Annotated in this window: 18 protein-coding genes and 1 CRISPR repeat array; of the genes, 16 read left to right on the top strand and 2 right to left on the bottom strand. The window is 45.4% G+C overall.

The features are described from left to right. Positions 1-296: 296 nt before the first annotated feature. The 7 genes from OCV58_RS09270 (at position 297) to amrS (ending at position 6201) form a co-directional block, all read left to right on the top strand. Complete coding sequence (locus OCV58_RS09270; RefSeq protein WP_154877672.1) at positions 297-2036, top strand: DUF262 domain-containing protein; 1740 nt, start codon at positions 297-299, stop codon at positions 2034-2036. Between the two features lie 22 nt (positions 2037-2058). Beyond that, positions 2059-2469 carry a peptide deformylase gene (locus tag OCV58_RS09265; protein WP_107196125.1) on the top strand — a complete coding sequence of 137 codons (411 nt, stop codon included), beginning with the start codon at positions 2059-2061 and terminating at the stop codon, positions 2467-2469. 2 nt (positions 2470-2471) lie between these two features. Next, a complete protein-coding gene (locus OCV58_RS09260; RefSeq protein ID WP_154877671.1) occupies positions 2472-3080 on the top strand; it encodes a class I SAM-dependent methyltransferase in 609 nt (202 codons plus the stop codon). Further along, on the top strand, positions 3067-3537 hold the full coding sequence (locus OCV58_RS09255) for a DUF1653 domain-containing protein (RefSeq protein WP_154877670.1): 471 nt from the start codon (positions 3067-3069) through the stop codon (positions 3535-3537). The genes OCV58_RS09260 and OCV58_RS09255 overlap by 14 nt, the downstream gene beginning before the upstream one ends. Continuing rightward, on the top strand, positions 3521-3790 hold the full coding sequence (locus tag OCV58_RS09250) for a hypothetical protein (RefSeq protein ID WP_087477003.1): 270 nt from the start codon (positions 3521-3523) through the stop codon (positions 3788-3790). Before OCV58_RS09255 ends, OCV58_RS09250 begins: the two co-directional genes overlap by 17 nt. 159 nt (positions 3791-3949) lie before the next feature. Further along, a complete protein-coding gene (gene amrA / locus OCV58_RS09245) occupies positions 3950-5335 on the top strand; it encodes an AmmeMemoRadiSam system protein A (protein WP_154877669.1) in 1386 nt (461 codons plus the stop codon). Further along, positions 5335-6201 (top strand): AmmeMemoRadiSam system radical SAM enzyme, encoded by an 867-nt coding sequence (amrS, locus tag OCV58_RS09240; protein ID WP_154877691.1) that lies wholly within the window; start codon positions 5335-5337, stop codon positions 6199-6201. Before amrA ends, amrS begins: the two co-directional genes overlap by 1 nt. Before the next feature lie 52 nt (positions 6202-6253). On the opposite strand, the gene OCV58_RS09235 is transcribed toward amrS, so the two are convergent. Both OCV58_RS09235 and OCV58_RS09230 read right to left on the bottom strand, forming a co-directional pair. After that, positions 6254-6634 (bottom strand): PH domain-containing protein, encoded by a 381-nt coding sequence (locus tag OCV58_RS09235; protein WP_095628917.1) that lies wholly within the window; start codon positions 6632-6634, stop codon positions 6254-6256. 164 nt (positions 6635-6798) lie between these two features. Next, entirely contained in the window at positions 6799-7362 is a 564-nt protein-coding gene (locus OCV58_RS09230) for a flavodoxin family protein (RefSeq protein ID WP_095628916.1), read from the bottom strand. Positions 7363-7972: 610 nt separating this feature from the next. Between OCV58_RS09230 and cas1f the strand changes: the two genes are divergently transcribed. From cas1f to OCV58_RS09185, 9 genes are all read left to right on the top strand, one after another. Then, the gene (gene cas1f / locus OCV58_RS09225) at positions 7973-8944 is read left to right on the top strand and encodes a type I-F CRISPR-associated endonuclease Cas1f (protein WP_154877668.1); all 972 of its coding nucleotides are present in this window, start codon (positions 7973-7975) and stop codon (positions 8942-8944) included. Further along, positions 8941-12276 carry a type I-F CRISPR-associated helicase Cas3f gene (cas3f, locus tag OCV58_RS09220; protein WP_154877667.1) on the top strand — a complete coding sequence of 1112 codons (3336 nt, stop codon included), beginning with the start codon at positions 8941-8943 and terminating at the stop codon, positions 12274-12276. Before cas1f ends, cas3f begins: the two co-directional genes overlap by 4 nt. 574 nt (positions 12277-12850) lie before the next feature. Then, positions 12851-14008: a type I-F CRISPR-associated protein Csy1 gene (locus OCV58_RS09215; protein WP_158099981.1), complete on the top strand. Its 1158-nt coding sequence runs from the start codon at positions 12851-12853 to the stop codon at positions 14006-14008. Then, positions 14008-14898: a type I-F CRISPR-associated protein Csy2 gene (csy2, locus tag OCV58_RS09210; RefSeq protein WP_154877666.1), complete on the top strand. Its 891-nt coding sequence runs from the start codon at positions 14008-14010 to the stop codon at positions 14896-14898. Before OCV58_RS09215 ends, csy2 begins: the two co-directional genes overlap by 1 nt. Before the next feature lie 15 nt (positions 14899-14913). Further along, entirely contained in the window at positions 14914-15927 is a 1014-nt protein-coding gene (gene csy3 / locus OCV58_RS09205) for a type I-F CRISPR-associated protein Csy3 (RefSeq protein WP_154877665.1), read from the top strand. 4 nt (positions 15928-15931) lie between these two features. Then, on the top strand, positions 15932-16507 hold the full coding sequence (cas6f, locus tag OCV58_RS09200; RefSeq protein WP_154877664.1) for a type I-F CRISPR-associated endoribonuclease Cas6/Csy4: 576 nt from the start codon (positions 15932-15934) through the stop codon (positions 16505-16507). A 132-nt stretch (positions 16508-16639) separates the two neighbouring features. Then, a CRISPR array of direct repeats spans positions 16640-17147; the repeat unit is 28 nt; unit sequence GTTGTCTGCCGCATAGGCAGTTTAGAAA. An 11-nt stretch (positions 17148-17158) separates the two neighbouring features. Further along, positions 17159-18103 carry an SNF2-related protein gene (locus OCV58_RS09195; protein ID WP_154877663.1) on the top strand — a complete coding sequence of 315 codons (945 nt, stop codon included), beginning with the start codon at positions 17159-17161 and terminating at the stop codon, positions 18101-18103. Positions 18104-18727: 624 nt separating this feature from the next. Next, positions 18728-19282: a hypothetical protein gene (locus OCV58_RS09190; protein WP_154877662.1), complete on the top strand. Its 555-nt coding sequence runs from the start codon at positions 18728-18730 to the stop codon at positions 19280-19282. A 30-nt stretch (positions 19283-19312) separates the two neighbouring features. Beyond that, positions 19313-19882: a hypothetical protein gene (locus OCV58_RS09185; RefSeq protein ID WP_154877661.1), complete on the top strand. Its 570-nt coding sequence runs from the start codon at positions 19313-19315 to the stop codon at positions 19880-19882. Positions 19883-19937 lie beyond the last annotated feature (55 nt).

Raw genomic sequence — 19937 nt, 5'->3', positions numbered from 1 at the left:
GTGAGTTATGATTTAGTAAATCGTAAATTAGTAAATCGTGATTGACTAAACTTTTTAATCAAATATGGCAGATTATTTTGAATATAGGTTAGATTTACTTGATATTTATTTTCCTTGAACGGCTTATGTCAAATCATATTTTGGACTATTTAAAGAAGTGGGATTTAGATAATGTTTGAATAATGCTTCAGTATAAAAAAGCGTTTATATTGAAGTAAGATGTAAATTAACTTATAATGATAATATATTCATTAAACTGTCTGATTAAATTGATAAGAAAGGGTGTTAATAAATATATGTCAAAATTGAATATAGATCAAAAGACTATAAAAGATTTATTTGCTGATAAAAAAGCGGATTTTTTGATTCCTGACTATCAGAGACCTTATGCTTGGGGAGAAAAGGAATGTCAGACTTTATGGGACGATATTTTTGCGTTTGCATTTCCTGAGAATGATTGCGATAAATTTGATAGTGATAATGACGAATATTTTCTTGGACCAATTGTTACTTTCAAAAATGAAGAAGGTAAGCAAGAAATTATTGATGGACAACAGAGATTAACTACGCTGATGCTTTTGCTTCGAGCATTTTATGCTATTTATGGATATATGCAAGATGACCGAGCTATAAAAACAAGCAAACTTATAGAGCAATGCATATGGAAAACAGATGAGTTTGGAGATCCTGATAAGAATGCGTTGAAAATTAATTCAGAAGTAGCGACAGACGATGAAAAAAATGAATTTTTATATATTCTTATCGAAGGAGATGCTGAAGGAAAACACAGCAGATATGCTGCTAATTTTAAATTTTTTCAAGTGAAAATCAGTGAATTTTTGAAGAGTTACCCTAGTTATTTTTCTTTTTTACCCATTCGTATTTTAAATAACTGCATATTGCTTCCTATTGAAGCAGAATCACAAGATACGGCGTTGCGCATTTTTTCAACGTTAAATGATAGAGGATTACCTTTATCCGATGCAGATATTTTTAAAGCGCAATTTTATAAATATTATGCGAATAAAGGAAAGAAAGATGATTTTATAAAAAAGTGGAAAGCATTGGAAACGCTATGTAATAGTATTTTTCATCCGCTCAGAGGTACGCCTATGGATGAGTTGTTTACACGGTATATGTACTATGAAAGGGCGCTGCAAGAAAATAAATCATCAACGACAGAAGCGCTGCGAAAATTTTATGAGCGTGATGGATATGCTTTATTAAAAAATGACCAGACGTTAGAAAACATAATTGATCTTGCAAATTTCTGGAAAGACGTGATTGCGCAGAATGCAGATCGTTTTTCTACACAGGTCCTTTGCCAGTTGTTTATTTTGAATTATGCTCCTAATGGAATGTGGACCTATTTCCTGTCTGTATATTATATGGCTAATAGAAATTCTGACGGAGAGTTAAATGATGAAGACTTATATACTTTTTTAAACCAGACTATCGCTTTCGTTTGGGCGTATGCGATAACCAATCCAGGTGTTAATGCATTACGTGCTCCAATATATGCGGAAATGATAAATATTGTAAAGCATAAAACTATTGAGTTTAGAGGATATATGTTTGATCGAGACCATGTGAAAAGAGCTTTTTTAAATTATCGTTTTGGCAATAATCGTGCTATTACGAAAGCGATGTTAGCTTGGTGGTGTTTCCAACAAGAAGGGCAAGAATTACTTTCTTCAGAAACAGTGTTTGAAATTGAGCATATCTATGCTAAAAATAGGCAGACTAAAGAAAAAAGCTTGGAAAAACCAGAGCTTCTCGAATCGCTTGGAAATAAAGCTATTTTAGAAAGAAGAATTAACATTCGGGCATCTGATTATCGGTTTGAAGATAAAATTAAATATTATCAAGGCTATATAAACAACAGAAATCAGCGCAAAGAAGGTACTAAAAATATAGAACTCCTTAAATTATCAAAGACAGCGACAGATTTTACGGGAGTCGATATAGAACATAGAAATCAACATATTATTTGGAGTTTTATGGAATATCTTACTCAGAATGGACTTATGAAATAATGAGAGTTAGGACAAAACACACATGATTAAACCAATTGTAAGAGACATATTCTTTTTAGGCCAGAAGGCTGAACGGGCTGTTAAAGCCGATATGGCTGTTGGCCGGGATTTATTGGATACGCTGCAGGCGAATTGCGATCGGTGCGTAGGCATGGCGGCGAATATGATCGGCGTGCGGAAAGCCGTCATCGTCGTTCATATGGGAGCGGCTGATATCGTTATGTTTAATCCCGTCGTGCTGAAGAAGGAAGGACCCTATGAGGCAGAAGAGGGGTGTCTGTCGTTGGACGGCGTCCGCAAGACGACGCGGTATGAGTATATCGAAGTGGAATTTTACGATATGAGCTGGAAGAAGCGGCGGCAGAAACTGCGCGGCCTGCCGGCTCAGATTTGCCAGCACGAGCTGGACCACTTGGAAGGGATATTGATTTGACGATGACCGATAGCGAATGGGATAAACTGTTGCAGATTAAGACGACGGGGCGGGACGATACCCACGCCGACGTGTACCGCTACCCTTATGAGCCGACGCCCTATTCGGTGCTGGAGCGGCTGGCTAATGCCGGTTATATCCGCAAGGGGAATACTCTTCTCGATTACGGATGCGGCAAGGGACGGGTCGATTTCTTCCTGTCTTGGCAGACGCGTTGTCATTCTATTGGCGTCGAGTACGACGAGCGGATTTACGAAACGGCGATGGAGAACCTAACGTCAGGAACTGCTTCGAGACGAGTATCCTTCTTGCTGGCTAATGCCGAGCACTTTGCCGTGCCGGAGGAAGTAGACCGCATTTACTTTTTCAATCCTTTTTCCCTGCAAATCCTGCAGAAGGCCATGAGCCGTATTCTGGCATCGTATTATGCCGCGCCGCGGGACATACTGCTGTTTTTCTATTACCCCTCCGATGAGTATATGGCTTATTTGCTGGCTACTGACGGGCTGACGGTGTTTGATGAAATCGATTGCCGCGACTTGGAAGGAAACAACGAGCGGGAGCGGATTGTTATATTTGCATTGAAAGGAATGGATTATGGGGAAGATTAAAATTATACAGAGATACATAGAGGATGACGCCGGCTATGCCTTTGGCGATGTCTTTGACGTTGCCGCTGCGGGGGACGAAGGCGTGACGATTGTCACTGCTTCAGGCAAAGCCGTTTCCCTGCGCCGCGGCGACTATATAGAGGTTGCGACAGAGCCGGAGCCGCCGAAAGAGGATGTGCCCGTACGGGATATCTGCGCTGGCGACATCGTGTGCCATTTTAAGCGGGAATGGGTGTCAGCTGACACATCAGAATATTTGTATAAGGTGCTGGCCTTTGCCCAACATACGGAGTCGGGCGAGCGCCTTGTTGTGTATCAGGCCTTATACGCGCCCTTTAAGATATGCGCCCGGCCGTACGCCATGTTCATGAGCGAAGTAGATCATGACAAGTATCCCGCGGCGTCGCAGAAATACCGTTTTGAGAAAGTGGAGGCGGCTCATGGCGACGAAGACTGATGAATTATACGAGCTCCTGCTGAGCAAGGGATATCCCCAGCCCTTTTGTCAGGAAATTGCCTATCATACGCTGAACACGGATTTTACGGCGATGCGGATGATTGGTTATTTATATCGGGTCAGCGAGCCGAGTCTGGAAATGGTCGTCGACGAGATGCTGGCTATTGTCAGCGACAGGGACCGTCTGATTCGGAAGAAGGAAACGGAACGGGCGCAGGCAGTTATCAACGATGTGTATACGAACGGTTTATAAGGAAATCGACAGAGAGCTTGTGGAAACGCAGGCTCTTTTTTGCGTTGCAGTCGGGCGGCAGTTGTAGACTGGCCGTGTTGTGGATTATAATAAAATAAAAAAAGTCTTGCTGTATATGACGATTGTATACGGCAAGAATGTTGCAGGGAGGGATGTAGTATGGCAATGTTAGGTGCAATCATGGTTCCCCATCCGCCCCTCATTATTCCAGAGGTCGGGCGAGGACAGGAACGGGGGATTCAGGCGACGATACAGGCATATCATGAAGCGGCCAAGAGGCTGGCATCGTGGAAGCCCGATACAGTCGTCGTCCTGTCGCCTCATTCGGTCATGTATGCCGATTATTTTCATATTTCTCCGGGCCGCGGGGCGCAGGGGAATTTCGGGGCCTTCCGGGCTCCCCAAGTAGAAATCAAGGTGCAGTATGATACAGAATTCGTCGATATGCTGTCCCGCAAGGCGGCGGGCTGCGGTGTTTCGGCCGGTACCCTGGGCGAACGGGACAGCAGTCTGGATCACGGGACGATGATTCCCCTTTGGTTTCTGAATCAGTATTACGAAGGGTACCAAACGGTGCGCATCGGCCTGTCAGGCCTGCCTTTCTCCCAGCATTATAAGCTGGGCCAGTGCATTCAAAAGACGGCGGAGCTATTGGGGCGGCGCGTCGCCGTCATAGCCAGCGGCGATTTGTCCCATAAGCTCAAAGACGACGGCCCGTACGGCTTTCAGGCAGAAGGGCCCGTATACGACGAGAAAATCATGGATATCATGGGAAGGGGTGACTTTGGCCGTCTTTTCGATTTGTCTGAGGAGTTTTGCGCCAAGGCGGCGGAATGCGGTCAGCGTTCCTTCGTCATCATGGCTGGCGCCTTAGATTGTCTGGCCGTCAAAGCCGAAACGTTGTCCTATGAAGGGCCTTTCGGCGTGGGCTACGGCGTCTGCGTATACGAAACGGAAGGGGCTGCGCCGCAGCGCGATTTCCTGCGCCAGTATGAAGAGCGAGTCTGCGCTCAGGCTGCCCGGAGGAAAGAGTCGGAAGACGCGTACGTGCGCTTGGCCCGGCAGACCATAGAAACGTACATCCGGACGGGCAAAAAAATCAGCGTGCCCGACGGACTTCCCGATGAAATGTATGCCAACCGGGCTGGCGTATTCGTTTCCCTAAAAGAAGAAGGGGCTCTGCGGGGCTGTATCGGTACGATTGGGCCGGTACGAAACAGCATCGCTGAGGAAATCATCGAAAATGCCGTCAGCGCGTCGACGAAGGACCCGCGGTTTCATGCTGTAAGGGAAGATGAATTAGAGCGGCTGGAATACAGCGTCGACGTGCTTAGCCCAGCTGAACTCATCGCATCAGAAGAAGAACTGGACGTACGGCGGTACGGCGTCATCGTGACCAAAGGCAGCCGGAGAGGGCTGCTCCTGCCCAATCTGGAGGGCGTTGATACGGTACAGGCACAGGTGGCCATTGCCAAGCGCAAAGCCGGCATCTCCGCCGACGAGGACGTACAGCTGGAACGGTTTGAGGTGGTGAGACACTATTGATGACGAACACTACGCTGTCCCAAAGAGCGCGGGGAGAAGGCCTGCTTCACTGTCCCGTCTGTCCCCATCACTGCACGTTGGCCGAAGGCCAGTACGGCCGCTGCCGGGCCCGGAAGAGGGAACAAGGCCGCATTGTCAGCGTCAACTGCGGCAAGATTACGTCTCTCATGCTGGACCCCGTCGAGAAGAAGCCCTTGCGCCGGTTTTATCCCGGCAGCATGATCCTTTCCGTCGGCACCTTCGGCTGCAATTTATCCTGCCCGTTTTGCCAAAACCACGAAATCTCCATGGCCGGCCAGGCCGACGTTCCCTGGCGGGAGATTACGCCGGTACAGCTGGCGGCCTTGGCCGAGGCGTACCGAAGCCACGGAAATATGGGTATCGCCTTTACGTACAACGAGCCTCTCGTAGGCTATGAATTTGTCCGCGACACGGCGCGGCTGGTTCATGAGCGGGGCATGAAGAACGTCATGGTGACTAATGGTTTTGCCGAACTGCTCATACTGGAAGAGCTGCTGCCCTATATAGACGCTATGAACATCGACTTGAAGGGATTTACCGACGCGTATTACCAGAAGCTGGGCGGAAATCTGGAAACGGTCAAGGCGTTTATCGCCAGAGCGGCCCGGGACTGCCACGTTGAGCTGACGACGCTGATCGTTCCCGGTGAAAACGACGGCGAAGACGAAATGGAAGCCGAAGCGAAGTGGATTGCGTCGCTGGACGCGGCTATTCCCCTTCACGTTACCCGCTTTTTCCCGCAGTACCGCATGACCGACCGGGGGCCGACGAAGGTAGAAACCGTATATCGCCTGAGGGATATTGCCGGAACGTATTTGTCCCATGTGTATACGGGAAATTGCTGAAATGCGCCCATAGGAAACAGAGGCCTGCTGCGATCAGGCCTCTTTGCACGTATCAGATTAAAATGTATTGCGCCAGCAGTTGTTGCAGCGCATAGATGTTCAGGCTCTTGTTGAACCGCTTGCACAACGGCTCCGTGCCCATGCCGGAAATCCAGATTTTCAGCTCGGCGTCTAAATCGAAGTGGCCGGCTGTCTCGATACTAAAGTGAGTAATACTCTTATAGGGAATCGAGAGGTATTCCGTCTTTTTTCCGGTCAATCCCTGCACGTCGACAAGAATGAGCCGCTTATCCGTAAAGATGAACAAATCGCGAATCAGCCGGTAGGCGTGCTCAATGCGCTCGCCTGACGCCAGAAACTTGGCGTAGTCCTCGCGGATTTCATCAATATCTATTTCCGACGCATTGCCCATCATTTCACTAAAAAATCCCATGATACATCCTCCTTTGATGCGGTATGAAAAAACGAAGCATATATGTTCATGGTACGGCATGATGCATAGGCCTGTCAATGGGTAAGAGAAGACGAAAGGACCCTGTTGATTATACGATAAAAGACTGACCTGCGTGGCGCAAGCCAGTCTTTTTTGCGGGCAATTTACCGAATGAAATTGGTCATGACCTTAGCTTCTGTTTCAGGAGCTGTAATGCCAGCTGTTTTGCCGGCTTCAATGCATTTGAGGAGCCAAGCCATGTTGCGGCCTAAAACGCGCATGATCTGCATGCCTTCGGCGTCCTGCTTTACTTCGTCAGGCGTATTGCCGTGAACGACGTTCCAGTAGTTGGACGAAACGATGGGCATCTGATGATAGGCGAAGTACTTATTCAGTACGTCCAGCGTAGCTGTCGTGCCGGCGCGGCGAGCCGATGCGACAGCGGCAGCCGGTTTGTGGATCAGAGCAGAACCAGCTGCGCCGGCCAGCTTATCCATAAAGGAAATAATTTCGCCCGACGGAGAAGCCCAATACACGGGCGAACCGACGACTAATCCGTCGGCTTCCTTGACTTTTTCAGCAACGGCTTTGACGACATCATCTGTCGGTACGGCATGAATAATTTCTGCGTCGACGCCGTTTTCCTTCAGGACATCAGCAACGACGGATAAGGCTGTATACGTGCAGCCCGCTTCACGGCGGCTGCCGTTTAATAACACAACTTTCATGAAATATACCTCCTCTATACTGTACAATACAGGTGTTTAATTTGAACTATAGCACGGAAAGGACAAAATGTCAAATTTGTTTTGCCGAGACGCAGAAAGGTGTGGGAGTATAAAAAATGTCTGGTTTAGCGAGATGTGGGACAATGTTGCTCATGATGAGATGAACGGTAGAGACTTCATCTGGTATACTAAAGAAAACCATACGGATAGGGGAAAATATCATAAGGCCGCTTGTGCGAACCAGAAGTATGCGGCATTTTTCCTTTGGTTCCGCACTGACATATATGGAATGATGCTGTTTGGTGATGCGAAAAAACGGTATAAATTACTAAATACAGTTATTAATGCCTATATTTGCTGAGGTTGTTTTTGTAGTATACTATATGTAGCAGTCACTTCTCGTGCGAGAGTGCGGATTGAAATGTCGTTGCGGTCGGTCACCATATTCCACATCTGGGGTCACTTCTCGTGCGAGAGTGCGGATTGAAATATTCAAAGAAGCCCCATTAGGATAGCAATTGAAGGGCTCCTTGACGGATAACAGTACTAATAAATGAAAATAGCAAAAGCATTACCCTAAAGAATATCTTTACAAAGGATGAGATGCCCTATGAAACAGAACCTAACATCTTCCGATTTAAAACCGATTCTTCATTCCAAGCGAGCTAATATTTTCTACTTAGAAAAATGCCGTGTCATGCAGAAGAACGGCCGTATTGTGTATTTGACAGAGACGGAAAAGGAAAATTTGTACTGGAACATTCCGATTGCCAATACGACGGTAATTTTATTGGGAACAGGTACGTCTATTACGCAGGCGGCTATGCGGTTATTGGCCAGTGCCGGCGTTCTGGTTGGGTTCTGCGGAGGAGGCAGTACGCCTTTGTTTGCCGGTTCGGAAATAGAATGGCTGAATCCGCAGAGCGAATACAGGCCGACCGTATATGTGCAGGGATGGCTGTCCTTTTGGTTTGACGAGGCGAAGCGCTTGGAGGCGGCTAAGGCGTTTCAACAGGAACGGTGCCAGTTTTTACGTACTGTCTGGGGTAAGGACAGGGAACTGCAGGATGAACTGTTTGATTGTGACGATTTGGAAATAAAACAAGCGTTAAAGACTTATGAAAAAGAGATTCCCAAGGCGAGAAACGTGACGGAACTGCTTACGAAAGAAGCTGCTTTTACGAAAAATCTTTACAAGTATGCGGCCAATCAATCGGACTGGGGAGAATTTACGAGACGGCAGCAAGGCGATGACAAAGCAAATGTCTTTTTCAATCATGGCAATTATCTGGCCTATGGGCTGGCGGCCTGTACCTTATGGGTATTGGGGATTCCTCATGGGTTTGCTGTCATGCATGGAAAAACGCGGCGCGGCGCTCTGGTTTTTGATGTGGCCGATTTGATAAAGGACGCCATTGTCCTGCCTTGGGCCTTTATTTGCGCTGAAAGGAATACGACTGATCAGGAATTCAGGCAGGTTTGCCTGCAGAAGTTTACAGAGCACAAAGCGCTGGATTTCACGTTTTCCAAGGTTAAGGAATGCAGCGCTATGTTTGCCCGCATCGGATGTGATGCCGTATGATGGTCATTTTTGTCAGTAAAAGCGAAGGAAAGTCCATTCCCGTTGTCAGAAGGGTTTTGGACAGCTTTGCCCTGCGAATCGGTACGGATACTTGGAAGACGGTCATTACGGAGGATGGGCTTGCGACGGTTAGGACGCTGCTGCGGCGCAGCGCGACGAAGAGCACGGCCGTTTCGTGTCATTGGATTCGTTCGCGCAGCCGAAGCGAGCTGGTGTGGATCGTAGGAAAGCGCAGCAAGTTTAACGAAGACGGAATCGTACCGGTGCATTATACGGCAAAGAATATCGCGCACCGTGAATGGGAAAACGAGTGGCAGTATTTGTCCCTGATCAAAGCGATTGCCGCCTTAGCAGCGCTGCTTCACGACTGGGGCAAGGCGTCGGATTTGTTCCAGAATAAGTTAAAAAACGCTGGAAAGGGAAAACTGGAAGCCGATCCCTTTCGCCATGAGTGGGTATCCTGCAAGCTGCTGGAAGCCTTAGTGCGGTATACGGACGCATATGATAACGATAAGAAATGGCTGACGGCCTTGGCAGAAGGGACAATTAACACGAAAACCTTGGCTAAGCTGGCAGGCGAGAATATGGGGACGTTAGGCTCTATGCCGCCTATTGCCAGTATGCTGGCGTGGATTATCCTATCTCATCACCGGCTGCCGTATGTAGATGACAAGAATGACAGAACTGGGTACCAAGGCGACGGCGTGTATTCCTTTCAGCAAATGATAGAGCGCATACGTGCTTCCTGGGGATACAGCAGGCAGCAGAGTAATGAAGAAGAACGGAAAAGAGAAACACAGTGTTTTTCCTTTCGGCAAGGATTGTTGTGGGATGACGGGCTCCTTTGGCAAAAAGCTTTGAAAAAATGGGCTGCCAAGACGCTTCGCGAAGAAAGAGTTTTGTGTACTCTGATTCGGGAAGGAAATCTGGCCTTTCGCAGCATAGTCACCTATGCCCGATTGTGCCTGATGCTGTCTGACCATTACATTTCTTCACTGCCTCGTGAAGGTGCAGGAAAAGCAACGTATAAAAAGAAGCATTCGTGGAGCTCTGTTGAGTTATGGGCCAATACGGATCGCAATAAAGGATTAAAACAATCCTTGGAAGAGCACGTCGTTTCTGTTATGGAACAGGCCTTGCAGATAGCGCATCAATTGCCGAACTTTGCTGCCCAGATGGAAAAGGCAGAAGATATTGCCTTTCTGAAGAAGCAAAGTCCCAGGCCTTTCCGCTGGCAAGATGGAGCTGTTGAAAAAATCAAGCAATTCCGGCAGAGAGAACGAGGAAAGATGGCCTATTTTATCGTCAATATGGCGAGTACGGGATGCGGGAAAACGATTGCCAATGCCAAGCTCATGAACGCTGTATCAGAAGACGGGAAATCCCTTCGTTATGTCTTGGCCCTTGGATTGCGGACTCTTACGCTGCAGACGGGAGACGAGTATAGGACGCGCATCGGGCTGGATAAAAGCGAATTAGCCGTCATGATTGGCTCCAGCGTCATCCAGTCGCTCCATGAACAAGATAACCTGGCTGAAGATGATATGTCGTCTGTAGGAGATGCGGAAGTTCTACTACAGGAAGACCTGGACTATGAAGATACATGCAGTGCAGAACAGACGGCGTTTTTAGACATATTTTTCCAGCATAACCCGCAAAAGTATAAGGCCTTTTTGTATAAGCCCGTCTTGACTGCGACGATAGATTATATGATGGCTGCGACAGAGACCGTACGCGGCGGAAAATATATGCTTCCGCTGCTGCGCCTCATGTCGTCCGACTTGGTCATCGATGAAATTGATGATTTTGATAAAAAAGATTTGATCGCCATTTCGCGATTAGTTCATTTGGCCGGAATGATGGGACGGAGCGTAGCCATATCTTCGGCGACGATACCGCCTGATTTGGCCCAAGGCATGTTCAGGGCCTATATGCGCGGCTTAGCCTGCTATAATCAGTTTTTTACCGAAGCAAAGCAGTGCGGCGTCGTCTTGTGCGATGAGTTTAAGACCGTAACAGGCCGGATTGCTATGGGCGACTTTCAGGCCTATGAAGCCATGCATGGCGCTTTTGTCGATAAACGGGTACAGCATTTGGAAAAGCAGCTCATCAAACGAAAAGGCATAATCGTCGATATTCCGAATGCTCCAGAAGGGGGAAGCCGGATTACCCAATTTTTTGAGGCTGCCAAGAAAGCGGCAATTGCCCTGCATGATGATAATTACATTATTGATAAAAGGACGAAAAAACGCGTATCCTTTGGCCTTATCCGCTTGGCTAATACCAGCCCCTGCGTGGCGTGCAGCCTGTATTTGTTGAGCAGCGAATGCATGCTGCCGAAAGGGTATGCTATTCGGATTATGACCTATCATAGCCGGCAGCTTCTGATTATGCGCCATGAGCAGGAAAAATATTTAGATGTCGTCTTGAAACGAAAGTATGACAGCTCTGTTCCTGTAGATATACAAGACCCGGTGATTCGCCGCCATTTAGATAGTATTGAGGAAGATAACGTCTTGTTTATCGTCGTCGCAACGCCTATAGAAGAAATTGGCCGGGACCATGATTTTGACTGGGCTGTTGTAGAGCCGTCGTCATATCGTTCTTTTATTCAGCTGGCCGGGCGCGTGCTGCGTCATCGCAAGGTGTATGCGGACATTATAAAACCGAATATTGCTGTAATGCAGTACAATGTGAGGGCTCTGCAAGGAGAACAGCAGGCCTTTATAAAGCCGGGATACGAAGTCAAGCCGTATCATCTCCGCAGTCACGACCTGCATGATATTATAGATGAAGGAGCCTTTCATAAAAAAATTGACGCCGTACTGCGTATACGAAAGCCTGTCATGAATGGCACCGATAAAGAAGACGTTTCCCTATTAATCGACTTGGAACATATGACGATGGAAGATTTTAACAGTACCGAGCCAGGGCCGCAGGGATTGTCCGGCTGGATTGAAGAGTATTGGTGGCTTACGGCACTGCCGCAGACATTCAACCGGTTTCGTGAGGGGCAGGCTGATAGGAAGCTCATAGGCGTATATACAGACGGGAAGATTCACTTTTCTATGTATGAAGACGGCGAATGTATTGACTGCGGAAATACGCTGCATATTGAACAATACACCATGGAATATGAGGACGAAAGAATATGGCTGCCGCGTACATATGAGAGCGCGCTTCGTCGTCGCATTCCAGAAGACGATGATCTTTCAGAAGAAGAACTGTTGGAGACGCTATCTAACAAATATGGAGAAATTGCTTTGCCCGTTGATAGCGATGAAACATGGTTTTATGACGACCAATTCGGCATATTCAAAAAGATGAGATGAAAACAGAGTTATAGGCATGAAACTATTTCAAACTGGCAGAGACGTATGAACGATGACTTTTGTCGGCGGCAGCACTGACAACTTCGGCATTGTTTTATGTATTTTTTATCTTTTATGTCCATGGTATAATAAAGATGCCTGCTGGATAAGCAGTTTAGAAAGTGTTTTTTTTAATTTATGAGTGTCTGCCGCAAAGGCAGTTCAACAAGCTATTTGCTTTGTGGATGTGAACTAACGGCGTTTCCGGAACTGTATACTTTCTGTCATAATGCCGATGTTGTTTGCATGAACTTTTTTGTTTGCCAGCCTGAATTGGCTGGCTTTTTTTCTTTTTCGGATATATGATTGCATTTTATCTGGTTTTATTGGACGTCAGCGTTTTTCCCATTAGAGAGTTGTATGTTTATTGTAAGGAATATATATCATATTTGACTAGCCAGTATAAGGCGTGTCATGGTAATCCATTTAGGAATGGAGACATGTTCAAATGATTGTTATTTCATTTCAACTGTAGTATAATTAATTTAAATAAAAAAAAACACGGATAATATATAATGGAAACGGAGTGATGATTATGGGAATGCTCAAGACGTACATAGAGGAACAGGCAGAAAGCAAGAAGCTGTCAGTGACGGAATGGATGCAAAAACGGATAGATGAGATTCCCTTCTGCAAGATAGCTACGCATGTCGGAAAGTTTTCCCATCCAGACGCTAAAGTAACCATATGCGATACGTCTGATTCTCCTTGTAAAGGATATGTCGCTACGTCGAATTCAGCTCATGATACCGATGTTTCTGTCAACGCCGCGTATATGGGGACGGCTAAATTATTGTTTGATAATCTTTTGGAAGATGGACATACCGTGTTTTTCCATGTAGTAACGGGAAGCTCTTTGGTAGAAGAAGAATTTAAAGCTCTGCACCTAGACGAGGCATTGTATCATACCTTTAAAGAACGTGTCCTGCAATGCAGCCGGCCGAGTTTTCCCGATACGACTGATGGCCTGCTTAAACAAGTATATTTTCCTATTGGGGCCAATGCCTATCACTTGCTGACGGTCATGCCGTCTTCCAGCGTATTACTGAAACTGAAAGAAAAGGTTAAACAATTAGACGAACAGCGGAAGCAGTGCCGTGAGGCTGGCGCTGATTATGATGAACTTTGGGATTTGACGGCTATTTCTTTCGGCGGGACGAAACCCCAGAATATCAGCTATCTAAACAGCGCCAACGGAGGGACGGCGTACTTGCTGCCCTCGCTGCCGCCTGTACTGTCTGGCCGGCAAGTGCGGAAACCTAAAAGAAATTTTTTTAGGGAATCCCTTTCATTTAGAAATTATAAGTATATATTTAAGGAACTTCATGTACTGTTTAAAGCGGATAGGAACAATAAGCAAATCCGCGACGCCGTAAGAGCGCATATAGAGCAGCTTATTTCCCAGGCTATGATGGCGGCCTATGCTCTTCGCCGTGAGGGAGAAGGGTGGAGCGGCGACGGAGCCTATGCGTCTCTGCCGCTGCATCAGAAAATTTGGCTGGATACGCAATATGCGCTGCAACGGAAAGAAGATGAGTGGCGTGAGGAGCTGAGCGCTGATTTTGGACGATGGGTAATACGTACGTATGAATACATATTGAAGAAAGAACGCTGCACCTTAGGGGATGGGGAAATGCGCTTTTTTAAGCACGAGTTCAGAGATGAGCTGGATAAGGCGGTGAGATGCGAGTGATGAAAACCTACATTGTATTGCCTGACGTACAAATTCACAACGCCAATGCGATGAGCAGCACCTATACCATTGGTTTTCCGGCAATGACGGCATGGCTGGGGGCGGTGCATGCTCTGCAGCGGAACCTAGCGGTATGGGACCCGGTTTTTTCAGATATTGTATTTTCTAAAACGGCTGTTGTCTACCATTCCTGTCATTTACAGGTTCAAAAAGGGTACAGAAACGCGATTATCGGGACGGCCAATCCGCTGAAAAAGAAGGGTGGAGCCTACGAACGGCCGCCGTTTATTGCGGAAGCGCGAGTTCATGTGACTGTAACCTTGGTAATCGAAACGAGCCGGGTTCGGCCGGAATATAAGGAGCGGTGTGAACATGCGATCACTATGCTGCTGCCCACTATGAAAATTGCTTCCGGAGATGTTCTCAAAGCCGGCAAGGCGGAAATTGTATATATTGACGAGGAAAAAGAATATGGATATAAGCCGCTCATTGCCAAGATGATGCCTGGATATGTATTGATTGAACGGCGGGATATACTGGAGCAGGAAGCCGCTGGTTCCGAAGATGGGCTGGATACGTTGCTGAAATTTTTGCAGATCCATTGCCATGCCGATTCGGATGCCGAATCGGGTCGTACGGATTGGACGTACGAAAGAGCGATACCCGGCTGGGTTATTCCCATTTCTGTAGGATTTAAGGCGATATCGCCGCTGATGCAGGTATCTCATCAGAGGGATATGACAAAACCACATCGCTTTGCCGAAAATATCGTTACGCTGGGCGAATTTAAGATGCCGTATCAATTTGATGATATTGACGACATGATGTGGCACTATGAATACGATGAAGAACAAGGACTATATATTTGCAGAAATCAGAAGCTGCAGTAAAAGGAGGAGTTTGTTATGGCAAAAAAAGATTCTGTTATTGCGTCTGTATTGGCCTTTGAAAAGCGGATGGTTCCTTCTGACGGATATATGTATGAAACACGGTGGGATGTGAGGCAAGAGGAAAAGACACCCATTTGTTTATCAGAAAAGTCGGTGCGGGGCACTATTTCCAATCGGCTGAAGAACGCCGTTAAAAATGACCCGGCAAAGCTGAATGCAGAAGTAGAAAAAGCAAATTTGCAAACCGTAGACAGCGCTTCCTTATCTATGGAATGCGATACGTTAAAACTTTGCTTTACGCTGAAATTTTTGCCGGTGCAGCATCCGTCGGCCTGCAATAATGAAGAACACTATCAGAAAATCAACAGCATGATCCAAGCCTATAAAGACCGCTATGGCTTTACCGAATTAGCGAAACGATATGCTTTCAATATTGCCAACGGACGGTTTTTATGGAGAAATCGTGTCGGCGCAGAGCGAATTGAAATTATTGTGACGGCAAAAGAGCTGGAAGCACAATGGGTGTTTAATGCGTATGACTACAGCCTACGGGATTTTGACGATGAAGATACGAATGTCTTAGCTCTGGCAAGCTGCATCGCCGATGCCTTGTGCGGTACTAAACCGTATCTTTTCCTTGAAGTCGAAGCCAATGTGCTGTTGGGTCGTGGACAAGAAGGATATCCCAGCGAAGAATTAGTCCTCGACAAGAAGGGTAAAAAAAGCAAGATTTTATACGCTGTAAACGATACAGCGGCTATGCATTCTCAAAAATTAGGCAATGCTTTGAGGACTATCGACACGTGGTATCCGGAATACGACGACGTCCTGCGTCCCATTGCAATAGAACCGTACGGCGCCGTTACGAATTTGGGGAAAGCCTATCGGACAGGCACGAGTAAGAAGGATTTTTATACCTTATTTGACAAATACTCGGTAGGAGAGGCATTAGGCTGTGAGGAAGACGAACACTATGTTATGGCCGTATTAGTGCGCGGCGGCGTCTTCGGACAAGGCGGAAAGGAATGATATCATGCAGTACTATCAGGAGATCACGCTGCTTCCTGATGAAAGCTCTTCTGTAAATTTTCTTTGGGGAAAGATATTTACAGCAGTTCATATTGCTTTGGCAGATCTAAAAAATACCTGGGGAATTACGAATATTGCCGTATCTTTTCCAGAGTATGGAGATACTTCATTAGGGACTAAGCTGCGGATTTTGGCAGAAGATGAACACCTATTGGAAATATTGGATATAAAGGGCGTATTGCATCGTTTTGCTGATTATGCTGATATTGGGAGGATAAAGAAAATACCGTACAATAAGATAAAAGGATATGCTGTGTACAGCCGATATCAGCCAGACAGCTCCGTCCACCAAAAAGCAAGACGGTACAGCCAGCGCCATCCTGATACTTCCTATGCGCAGGCTCTCCAGATTATGAAATCAAAGAATCGGGCGACGCAGCTGCCGTATATTCAGATGTGCAGCATGACGAACCGCAATCCATTCCGATTATTCATTAAACGGACGAAAGCTGAACCAGGAGAGAAATATCATTTTGGCAGTTATGGATTAAGTCCTCATTCTGCAGTACCTGAATTTTAACCCAAATAAAATAGACAAAGGAAAACCCTTGAAAATATGAGGATTTTTGCTATCCCGAAAAATTTAGGGTAAAATAAGGTAACCATACTGCCATGCCAGTAAGTATGCCGTATGGCCGTATGGTTTCTTACAGTTGTCTGCCGCATAGGCAGTTTAGAAATGACTAACCGCGCCGTATTGTTCACCTATGCGGTTGTCTGCCGCATAGGCAGTTTAGAAATTTTATTTTTTATCATAGCAGGAGGTGCTGTAGTTGTCTGCCGCATAGGCAGTTTAGAAATCTCCATTGCGGAAAAGCAGGAGTTGGAGAATGTTGTCTGCCGCATAGGCAGTTTAGAAAAGGAATCTGTTGGTAAAATTGACGACATTAATGTTGTCTGCCGCATAGGCAGTTTAGAAAGTTATGATGGCATTTTGCAGATAACTGTAATCGTTGTCTGCCGCATAGGCAGTTTAGAAATTCCCCGAAAATATCTTTATAAGCAACCTGAAGTTGTCTGCCGCATAGGCAGTTTAGAAAAATCTCTTTTCCATCCCTTCTCGTTCGTGGTCGTTGTCTGCCGCATAGGCAGTTTAGAAAAAATGGCGTCAGCAATTAATGGCATTTCTACCGTTGTCTGCCGCATAGGCAGTTTAGAAACAGATAAACTCATGAAAGGCTATGTATCCGTTACCAATTATGAACGATTGAAGGAAGCTGCTAAATGGAGTAAATTAGGGGTTTTCTCCGCCGTCATCTTTGACGAGGCTCACTACCTTAAAAATCCAGAATCTAAACGGCATTACTGGGCAAAGGTTTGTGCTGGTTATATGCAGAAACGATTCTTATTGACTGGTACCCCTATGGTATCTGGCCCTTGCGATATTGCTGCCCTTCTGGATGTGCTCGGCCTTCTCCCCCTTCTCGGCGGATACCAAAAATTTTACAAACGCTATTGCGATCCTACTTGGAATGGCTACGGCTGGGACTACTCTGGTTCGTCCAATCAAGGGGAGTTGCATAATTTCCTGAAAAAGTATATGATAAGAAGGACGAAGAAAGAATGTGGAATCAAGCTTCCCCGCAAGACGATTGTGGACGTGCCTATGGTAGAATGCCAGCAGCCCTATGCCGAGACATTCAAAGCCATTGAAATGCAGCAGCGGAAGGTGAATAATCTCAAATTCCCCTACGCCGTAAGCTTCCTTGACAAACTCATGCTGGAAGGTAAACGTCCCGTCGTATTCGTTCATCATCGTGAACTAATGGGCAAGCTGATGAAAAAGTACAAGGATAAGGCAGTCAATATCTACGGCGGTCAGAACATGTACCAGCGTGAAGAAGCCGTGCGACGGTTTCAGAACGAGGAAATTCCTTTGATTATTTGCTCTTTACAAGCTTCTGCCACTGGGATTACGTTAACGAGTAGTGATACGGCTGTATTCTTGGAATATCTTTGGTCTCCCGCCGTGTCCAAACAAGCTCAGGACAGAATCCACAGGCTTTCGCAGACAAAACCAGTTACAATTTATAACCTGTATTGCCCCGGTTCCATTGAACGGCAGAAACACTTGCGTTCGTATGCAAAGGAACTGGATATGGAAGGTATCTTATAGAGGGTGTGGTGGCTTTTAACACAGCCCCCTATTATGCATATGATTTGAATTTTTATGCATTTAAAGGAGGGTATTTTTTATAAAAAAAATTATTTTGGTACTCATGGCTTTATTGATGTTAGGTATTACGAGTGCATTCGCATTGGAAAGATGCCCTAGATGTGGAGGACCGTTGCCCTCGGTTGAAAGAGGATATTTTTTAGGAGAATATACGTATACTTGCATTAACGGGCACCGTACAACAGTACAGGAGTAAAACAATGAAAAAAATATTACTATTGTTATTGGTAATTTTGTCTTTATCCATGCCATCATTTGCCGCAGATTGGTATTGGGTCTGCTCAAAAAACGGAGGATCTATATATATTGACAATAGTTCCGTTCAAAAGACCCCAGAATACGCCGTCATTTGGTCTAAGTTAGACTTGCCAAATGGAGACACAATGGTCTCTCAAATATTCGTTAATAGAAACCCAAAATCATGGACACTGATGGACGCGGCAATATACAGAGATGGTCTTTGTATATCTAGTCGAACCTATAATTCCCCAAACTGGCAAAACATACGCCCCGGTGATGTAATGGATAATATTTATGATTTAATATGGTAGAAGGAGAAGCTCTATGGCAAAACGTGCCCTCTCTTTATTTCTGACTTTACTATTGATCTTATCATTAGCTGGATGTACTAAAAGCGAAGACGAACAGAAACAAATAATGAAGGCTACCATAGCCCACATACATGAAATACACTATAATATGCTAGATAATGTTAATATGATGTTTAGGGTTTACGACACGAAAGATAAAAATCCTAAAGCTTTGTCTGATATGGGATATGTCAAAACGTCTTTTAAAAACTACAAAAATCAAATAGATTCAATAAAAATTGATGATGGATTATCGGAACCTAGGAAAGAAACATTAAAAAGAGTAAAGGGGAATTACTCTACCTGCCTAGAGAACTTGATAATAGTTTCCGGGGGATTGCAAGAGTTTATTAAAAATGGGGCTCCTGACGAACCTTCTAACAAATTAAGAGATGCAACGTTTACAGTTGACGAAAAGTTAAAAACAATATTCGCAACGATCAAACCTCTAGGAGAAGAGTACGGAGTAAAAATCACTTCTCCGGAACTGTATAACCCCAAAAATACAGTATTCAACAATAAAAAATAGCCAGAGAATATTGCAGGAAAGAGGTGTCTCATGATTAAACGTATTCTCTATTTGTTTCTATCCCTATTATTAGCGTTATCTTTAGTCGGCTGCGCTAAAACAGAAGATGAGCAAAAACAAATCATGAAAGCAGCCATTATTCACTTTAACGAAATAAATTATAAAACCGAGAAAAATATGAACCAAATGATGGAAACCTTTGATAACAAAGGTTCCAATCCTGAAGTTTGGCTCGACCTAGACAATATAAAAAACAATTTTAACTCATACAAAAAGGAGGTTGATTCAATAAAAATTGACGACGGGCTATCACAGCCGCGCAAGGATACGCTTGAAAGATTAAAGAAAAGCTATTCTCTTGGTATCGGCGGACTCATTATTTTTACAGAAAGCCTACAGGAGATTGTCAAGGATGGCAAACTGAGTAACCCATATAAATCAAAAGATTCTGTAAAAACATGGGGAGAAAATTTGGGAACTGGATACGAAACGTTAAAATCTTTAGGGAAAGAATATGACGTCAAGATAAGCGCAACACCTCAATATACACCAAAGAATTTTCCGGCGAATTGTCAAGCTAAGTGCAACTTTTTAGAGTAATGTACTTCGTATGGCGTTTTGTATCCTAAACATTTTCGGGGACGGCGATTTAGTT

The organism is Megasphaera stantonii (genome assembly GCF_025567065.1).
In the GTDB taxonomy this organism is placed as follows: domain Bacteria; phylum Bacillota; class Negativicutes; order Veillonellales; family Megasphaeraceae; genus Megasphaera; species Megasphaera stantonii.
Note: the sequence above shows the minus strand (reverse complement) of the source record. Positions and strands in the feature narration are given on the sequence as shown.

Bases quoted from the DNA above. Each gene is read 5' to 3' on its own strand.
- OCV58_RS09235 (WP_095628917.1), bottom strand. From the start codon at position 6,634: ATGGGATTTTTTAGTGAAATGATGGGCAATGCGTCGGAAATAGATATT.
- OCV58_RS09270 (WP_154877672.1), top strand. From the start codon at position 297: ATGTCAAAATTGAATATAGATCAAAAGACTATAAAAGATTTATTTGCT.
- cas3f (WP_154877667.1), top strand. From the start codon at position 8,941: ATGATGGTCATTTTTGTCAGTAAAAGCGAAGGAAAGTCCATTCCCGTT.
- OCV58_RS09265 (WP_107196125.1), top strand. From the start codon at position 2,059: ATGATTAAACCAATTGTAAGAGACATATTCTTTTTAGGCCAGAAGGCT.
- csy3 (WP_154877665.1), top strand. From the start codon at position 14,914: ATGGCAAAAAAAGATTCTGTTATTGCGTCTGTATTGGCCTTTGAAAAG.
- csy2 (WP_154877666.1), top strand. From the start codon at position 14,008: ATGAAAACCTACATTGTATTGCCTGACGTACAAATTCACAACGCCAAT.
- OCV58_RS09195 (WP_154877663.1), top strand. From the start codon at position 17,159: ATGAAAGGCTATGTATCCGTTACCAATTATGAACGATTGAAGGAAGCT.
- OCV58_RS09190 (WP_154877662.1), top strand. From the start codon at position 18,728: ATGGCAAAACGTGCCCTCTCTTTATTTCTGACTTTACTATTGATCTTA.
- amrS (WP_154877691.1), top strand. From the start codon at position 5,335: ATGACGAACACTACGCTGTCCCAAAGAGCGCGGGGAGAAGGCCTGCTT.
- cas6f (WP_154877664.1), top strand. From the start codon at position 15,932: ATGCAGTACTATCAGGAGATCACGCTGCTTCCTGATGAAAGCTCTTCT.
- OCV58_RS09185 (WP_154877661.1), top strand. From the start codon at position 19,313: ATGATTAAACGTATTCTCTATTTGTTTCTATCCCTATTATTAGCGTTA.
- OCV58_RS09230 (WP_095628916.1), bottom strand. From the start codon at position 7,362: ATGAAAGTTGTGTTATTAAACGGCAGCCGCCGTGAAGCGGGCTGCACG.
- OCV58_RS09260 (WP_154877671.1), top strand. From the start codon at position 2,472: ATGACCGATAGCGAATGGGATAAACTGTTGCAGATTAAGACGACGGGG.
- OCV58_RS09250 (WP_087477003.1), top strand. From the start codon at position 3,521: ATGGCGACGAAGACTGATGAATTATACGAGCTCCTGCTGAGCAAGGGA.
- OCV58_RS09215 (WP_158099981.1), top strand. From the start codon at position 12,851: ATGGGAATGCTCAAGACGTACATAGAGGAACAGGCAGAAAGCAAGAAG.
- cas1f (WP_154877668.1), top strand. From the start codon at position 7,973: ATGAAACAGAACCTAACATCTTCCGATTTAAAACCGATTCTTCATTCC.
- amrA (WP_154877669.1), top strand. From the start codon at position 3,950: ATGGCAATGTTAGGTGCAATCATGGTTCCCCATCCGCCCCTCATTATT.
- OCV58_RS09255 (WP_154877670.1), top strand. From the start codon at position 3,067: ATGGGGAAGATTAAAATTATACAGAGATACATAGAGGATGACGCCGGC.